This window comes from Coleofasciculus sp. FACHB-712 (genome assembly GCF_014695635.1).
Lineage (GTDB): Bacteria > Cyanobacteriota > Cyanobacteriia > Cyanobacteriales > FACHB-T130 > FACHB-T130.
On the sequence record NZ_JACJOQ010000330.1, the window covers coordinates 1 to 3,873 of the forward strand.

2 protein-coding genes are annotated in these 3,873 nt (G+C 46.8%); one reads left to right on the forward strand and one right to left on the reverse strand.

Going from position 1 to position 3,873, the window contains the following annotated elements; genetic code table 11:
• Positions 1-427: 427 nt before the first annotated feature.
• Positions 428-2,920: a GH116 family glycosyl hydrolase gene (locus H6F50_RS08450; RefSeq protein ID WP_190428333.1), complete on the reverse strand. Its 2,493-nt coding sequence runs from the start codon at positions 2,918-2,920 to the stop codon at positions 428-430.
• 413 nt (positions 2,921-3,333) lie between these two features.
• Between H6F50_RS08450 and H6F50_RS08455 the strand changes: the two genes are divergently transcribed.
• The gene (locus H6F50_RS08455) at positions 3,334-3,834 is read left to right on the forward strand and encodes a pentapeptide repeat-containing protein (protein WP_190428335.1); all 501 of its coding nucleotides are present in this window, start codon (positions 3,334-3,336) and stop codon (positions 3,832-3,834) included.
• Positions 3,835-3,873 lie beyond the last annotated feature (39 nt).

Below are 3,873 nucleotides of genomic sequence, written 5' to 3' on the forward strand. Positions count from 1 at the left end.
ACCCGTGTGAAATCTTCTAATGGTCGATAGCCCCAATATCCCGTCATCGCTCCCAGTAGGATGAGTAACAACACTAACCACAATGGATGTCTCCGGCCTCGGATATGACGATAATCTGGGATTTGTTGTAATTGTTCAATGATATTCATCCGAATCATTGGTTGATTTTCAATCACCTTTAAGCATTATTCTCATTTTTCTTTGTTTGTATGAAACCACCCTGCAATCCCCCTACCAGGGAAGGGGGATAATTTCACTTTCGCCTTAGAGGATGCTGTTGGCTAATCGGAGAAAAACGATTTCATTTCACATTTTTACCGCTACACTGAATGCTTCTCTTTTCTCCAATTGAGTGGAGAGTTGGGGGATTAAATGTGTAGCATCCCCAAGGGAAATTCGGATAACAAAAAATAACGGGATACTGCCGTTAAAAGTGCGTTATCATGCCGTAGATTGCCCAAATTGCCATTGCTCGCAGGTAATGACTGGCGCGGAAAGTACCGGCAGCAGTAATCGCTTCCGGGGTTCGGAATTGCAACCCATTGTCATAAATTTGCTGCACCACAGCTTCCGTCATTTGGAAGGCTTCCTCTTTCATTCCCATCTGGATCATGAATGCTGCTAGCCCAAAGTTAATACCAGTCCAAACTTCCAGGGGATGAGTCGCGTCGGGGTTTGCTGGTGTACCGTCGGGTTTGACGCCATTAACGGCACCAATAAAGGTTTCAGGTTGGGAGGACGGGAGGTGCCGATTGAAATTCAAAAAACAAGAATTATAGACAGTTTTTAAGGCAGATTCGGCACGCTCAAGCGGCACGAGATCGGGTAATTTTAATAAACGAGCGTAGAATTGACCGCATAGCTGATCTGCCATCACGATATCAGAGCCGCTTTCGCTATCGAGCCGGTAGTATTGACCGTTCCAGAGTTTTTCTTGATACACCTGCCGGGATTGTTTTAGCCAGGTTTGGTATTCGGTAATCGGTAATTGGTAATCAGGGGAATTTTCTTCGGAATTGAACTCAGACTTGTGTAATATTTCACCAATCGCGATCGCTGCCTCTAGTGCCGCAATCCACAAGCCGCCGCAGTAGGCGCTAACCCCCTGCAACTTCCAATCATCAAACGTTTGATCGGGCGCACCCGAATTTTCGGGAATCCCATCCCCATCGATATCAAATTGCTTGACATAAGCAAGCGTCTTCACAATCGGCACCCAACACTCGCGCAAAAATTCGATATCTGTGGAACCCGTTAAGACAAAATCTCGATAAACCTGCAACACAAAGTCACAAGGTAAATCTTTCCACAGGTTGCAATCTTGATAGCTGGTGTAGTTCGTTTTCTCCCACGGATGCTCGTTGGGGGCACCCAAATCGTGGGGCGTCGCATCGGCGGCTTTGCGAATGGCTGAGGCTTGGTTATAGCCGATAATTCGGGGCGTCTCGTCGTGGGTGGAAATCGCCCGTGCATAAGCTTCTAGCACCGCTTTGTCCAGTTTAGGCCAAAGCATCATCAAAGCAAATGAGCCGTAAAGTCGCACATCTAAGCTTTCGTACCAGCGATAATCCAAGCACTCTAGGACGCCAAATTGCCCCACAGGGTCATCTTCCGAAGCCGCAGTCCAGAGGGTGCCGCCGTCGCAAAGTAAGTACAGCTCATTAAACAGCGCCATTTTGAACCAATTGGGCAAGTCTTGACGCTGCAAAATCGGCTGTTGCCACTCCCGAATCGCATCCTTCCACATATCATCTTGCTTGAGAGCGGTGCGGACGATCGACCAGGCATTTTTGCCGTTTCGACCAAAGAAATCGGTGTAGCGGCGGTAGTATTGAGTGCCCAGATTTGGTTGCTGGTTACTCTGTGAGAAGTCCATTACTGGAAAATCCCAGCAGACGATGAAGGGAATTTGGCGAGTTCTCCCAGGTTTTAGAGTAAACCGGACAGCGATCGCGCAACCGATTTGTTCTCCTGGTGCTGCCGGAGTTTCATCTTCTCGATCTGGCAACGAGCCATTACAAGCGAATAAATCCCAAATATCTGAGCCATCCCCGATCGGGTTCCAACGACCGTGATAGAAGACTTCTAAACTAGGATTCGTGACAGTTGCGATCGCCCACTGTCCTTCTCCCTCTCCGACTTCATCGTGTAGCCTCACCCGATCTAGCAGACACCCCACTCGGTGGAAGTCCACAATCCACTGATTTAAATTTCCGGTACTATCCCCCCAGCGCGGCTGGTACTCGTAAACCGGACTGCCATCATCCCGCACCCGCACTTCTGGAGATTGAATTGCATTCGTAAACCAACCTACGACATTCTGCCACGTCAGCATGATGCTAATCGTGATCGGCCTATCCGTAGGATTGTGGGCAGTCCAGTGAAAGATTCCTGTCGGGTAAGAGCTTTCTTGATAGTTACCCGCCCAAATGGGGGAGAATTGCTCGCACGTCAACTGAGACTGAAAAACCCCTTCATAAACAAACCAGCTGCGGGGATACAGCGCATGATAGGTTCCCGAAGAATTTCCGACCGACTCCGGACTCCCGGCTCCCGACTCACGACTCCTCCCTTCCTTTGGATACCACAACCACCGGGATAAAGTCCCATCATCAGGCGGTTCTGTACAAAGCGCATAAGCTTGCGCGGGGGAGTCTTCTGGCTGCTCGAAGACGCTGAACTGACAAGCAGGCAGGCTCCGGAAGACGTGTTCTCCGCCATCCAAATGCCACAAGTTAAAGTCGCCACGCGAAGAACGACCGATGCATCCGGCTCCAAAGCCACCCAAGGGCATCCCGTGCCAAGGGCCATCGTCGAGATTACTAGGGTAGCGAACCGTGTGGGGTTTGTCCCAGCCGAGACCAATGGGACGACTCCAAGTGCAATCGGGGATTTCGGGGCGAGGGCGTTGATAGATCATGCCTTGATTTTACGGTCTTTCGTTCCTACGATTACCCAAATTTTGTCAGTTCTTCTCTAGCTTCCCGATAAATTGGGGAGTTAAGAAGTCTATATACTGCAAACAAAAAACAAAATGTATTAGCATTGCACATTACGTAGTATTACTTAATTGCGAAAACTTTTCTTGTTAATTTCTCCTGAAAAATACGTAACTTAATCTAAATTTTACAGGCATCTCTTTATAACCATCTGCATGACTAAATATTAAGAAATTGCACTAGAATCTTAAATTTTTAATTATTTCTTCACCTCTAAAAAAATAACAAACTTCACTAAACTTTTATAGATTCTTTATCATTTCCGATGCTTATTTTTATGTCCAAAGGGGGATGATAAAAAAATATTCAATTTGAGCGCTAGAGTATTACATACATGGAAGTTATCTCTCGGAAAACTGATTCATCAGCGAATCCACAGCCAGAGTTGGTTCAAAAAAAAGCTGACGAACTTCTCAAACGATACGCTACCGGACAAAGAACCTTTAGTAAGGTAACAATGCAGACAGGCAAGCTATGTATTTCTACATTTAACTTGATGGGAGCCAATCTAAGAACTGCTTGTCTAAGCGGAATTGTCCTAGTTGGCGCTAACCTAAGTCAAGCTGATTTGGCTGCAATCGACTTAAGGCGATCGGATCTCAGTAAAGCCAATTTAACTGGCGCGAACTTATGGAAAGCAGACCTCAGTGGGACAAACCTTAGTTATGCAAATTTAAGTGAAGCTTTTTTAGGAGGAGCTAACTTGAATGGAGTGAATCTATATGGAGCTAATTTGAGTCGAACCAATCTCAGAGGAGCCGATTTGTTGGAAGTTGACTTGAGCGGAGCCATTCTGACTCAGGCAATTATGCCCGATGGCAGTATCCATGAGTGAAAAGGATTGGGAACATTTTAAGGGATGCCCAGAACCAAA

What these genes read in the sequence shown, in the direction of transcription:
- H6F50_RS08450 (WP_190428333.1), bottom strand. Translation starts at nt 2,920, where the DNA reads ATGATCTATCAACGCCCTCGCCCCGAAATCCCCGATTGCACTTGGAGT.
- H6F50_RS08455 (WP_190428335.1), top strand. Translation starts at nt 3,334, where the DNA reads ATGGAAGTTATCTCTCGGAAAACTGATTCATCAGCGAATCCACAGCCA.